This window comes from Paenibacillus sp. P4_E11 (assembly GCF_056401635.1).
Genome location: NZ_JBFUIX010000331.1, coordinates 1 through 2,484, shown reverse-complemented (window position 1 = coordinate 2,484; position 2,484 = coordinate 1). Strand labels below are relative to the sequence as shown.

Annotated in this window: 3 protein-coding genes; all 3 read left to right on the top strand. The window is 49.4% G+C overall.

Annotated features, from left to right (window positions below):
• On the top strand, positions 1-198 hold a 198-nt coding region (locus AC1DWB_RS33575), incomplete at its 5' end, for a GGDEF domain-containing protein (protein ID WP_477545425.1).
• A gap of 25 nt (positions 199-223) precedes the next feature.
• Positions 224-1,108 (top strand): GNAT family N-acetyltransferase, encoded by an 885-nt coding sequence (locus AC1DWB_RS33570; protein ID WP_477545424.1) that lies wholly within the window; start codon positions 224-226, stop codon positions 1,106-1,108.
• On the top strand, positions 1,105-2,484 hold a 1,380-nt coding region (locus tag AC1DWB_RS33565; RefSeq protein ID WP_477545423.1), incomplete at its 3' end, for a DUF4135 domain-containing protein. The genes AC1DWB_RS33570 and AC1DWB_RS33565, both read left to right, overlap by 4 nt.

Sequence of the window (2,484 nt, the reverse complement as noted above, 5' to 3'; positions counted from 1 at the left end):
GCCCTGCAGCGTGCGCTAACACAAATTAAGCTGGTGCAGACGCAGGAGCCAATTGTGTTAGGTATGAGTATAGGAGGGAGTTTTTATCCTGAGAATGGACAAGACGCTGATTCCCTGCTTAACAATGCGGACAAGGCGATGTATAAGGCCAAGCGTGCAGGAAGAAATGCTTATCATTTGATGTCTGGAGAGTCTTAATCTCTGAGAAGGGGTACATCTAATCATGTATACGATATCTCGCTTGACCCAGGAGCAATTGCCCCATTATGCGAATCTAACCTTTCCATCCATACAAGACGAGTTATTAAGTGAACAAAGGAAGCAAATGGTCGTAGCTGTTGGCGCCAGCTTGCTCGATAGACCAATTGGATTGATATGGGGCAATTATTGGCCCGAGCATGGCTTAGCTCAGATTAGGACGATCTTCCTGATTCCCAGGTATCGAGGAAAAGGGATTGGAACAGATCTGCTTCGGGAGATGGAACAGGCGTTGATGGAATTAGGTTGTCGAGACGTCCAATTCAGCTATAGGCAAGGCCATGAGCGATCGTTGATTTGGGAACGATTATTCCGACAGCAGAATTGGGGAACGCACGCTGGCTCGCTCCATTCGTTCACAGTTTCCACCTCTGATTTTATGGAATTGCCTTGGGTGCGCCAATGGGCATTATCTGATGATTTTTCCTTCTTTACTTGGGGCGAATTGAACGATGGGGAGCGAGCCGTCATCCGGTCTGGATTGAATGATTGGTATCCTGCAGTGATGACGCCGTTTCGTGACGATAAATGGATGGATCCGAATCTGAGTGTAGGGTTGCGTCATGGCAAGGAGATCGTGGGTTGGATGATCATCCATACGGTTGAAGAGAAGGAGGTAATCGGCGATTGTTTGTTCGCCAGACATCCTTACCAAGCCCAAGGACGCGCGATTTCCGTCATGATAGAAGCGGTTCGAAGGATCGTGAAGGCGGATTACCCGGTTGCTCAGTTCCAAGTGTCGGGGAACAACAAGCAGATGCTCCGTTTGGTTGAACGCAGAATGAAACCATGTGTTAAAGAGGAGAATGAGATCGTTCGTATGAACAAACGTTTGGTGGCAATTGTATGATGAACGATTGGATCAGACATATTGTGAATCAATCAAGTGGCATTTCTGAGCGATTATCAGGKGAGTTCTCGACTGACATTTACTTGGATCAAGCGAGCACAGATGAGGTGCATAAGAGGCTGGAGCAGTGGTGTAACAGTGCGGCCAAGGGCAACTGGGATCATTTCTCGAAGCGGTTAGCTATGGCCGGGATGACAATGGATGATGCCAAGTGTGCAGTGCGACCTACCCATTTAATAGAGGGGGTGGCATTTCCGGAATGGACAGTAACCCTACAAGCGATTGCGACATCGATAGCGAGGGCCGACATGGAGTATGCACAATACGAGAAGTGGCTGGAACATTCACAGTTCGACTCGGATCGACCAATCGCTTTCGAGCATTTGTTCCTGCCCGTCATCTCCGTTGCCAGACGCTTACTGAAGGATCGTGCTGGCGACCACGCCGATGTGCTCTCTCCGACAGGTTGGCAAGGAATTGAACGAAGCTTGCTACATTCTTTGTCACAACTCTGCTGGCAGTCGTTGGAGCTAGAGTTCTCCGTCTTTCGATCCGGCTCTTGGGCGATACCAGGTGATCGTACGGAGTATATTCGGTTTATTAGCGAGATGTTCCGAGGGAAATTCATCACGTTCTTGCAAGAGTATTGTGTCTTGGCTTACCTCATTGCGACAACAGTGGATTCATGGGTCAATGCTCTTGCTGAATTTCTAGTTCGTTACGCGACCGACAAGCCTTGGCTGGACAATCGGATTGTGGCAGGACAGCAGATCAGTACGATTGCCAAGCTGCAGATGGAATTGTCCGACTTACATAACAGCGGCCGTCGTGTGATCGTTGTGCTGCTAGAGAGTGGCGGCCAGCTCGTGTATAAGCCGAAGAGCTTAGGTCTGGATATGGTCTACTCCGACTTGCTGGAATGGCTGAGTGATCATGGAGCACCCTACGACCTCCTGGCAGCGAGTGTAGTCGATCACGGAACCTATGGATGGCAAGCTTTCATAGAACACGTACCTTGCGTGACTGATGATGAGATCATTATGTATTATCGGAGAGCGGGGGCGTTGCTCTGTGTCGCCTATATGCTGGGTGGAACAGATCTCCACGAAGAGAACGTAATCGCACACGGCAGCTATCCGGTACTGGTCGATGTGGAGACATTACTCCAGCCTTTCGCAACAACCTATGAAGATGCTACAATGGAAAAAAATGCCGATGATCTAGCATATGCAAGCATGGATCGTTCTGTACTCCGGACGGTATTGCTGCCGAAATGGTTGCCAGGGAAAGCAGAAGAAAAGCGTGATGTGAGCGGTTTTTTCGGAGGACAATTCGATCAGAACGAACCCGTTACCGCACGCGGCTTGCTTCATGTC

Excerpts from the sequence above, each read along its gene's own strand:
- AC1DWB_RS33570 (WP_477545424.1), top strand. The coding sequence starts at position 224 with ATGTATACGATATCTCGCTTGACCCAGGAGCAATTGCCCCATTATGCG.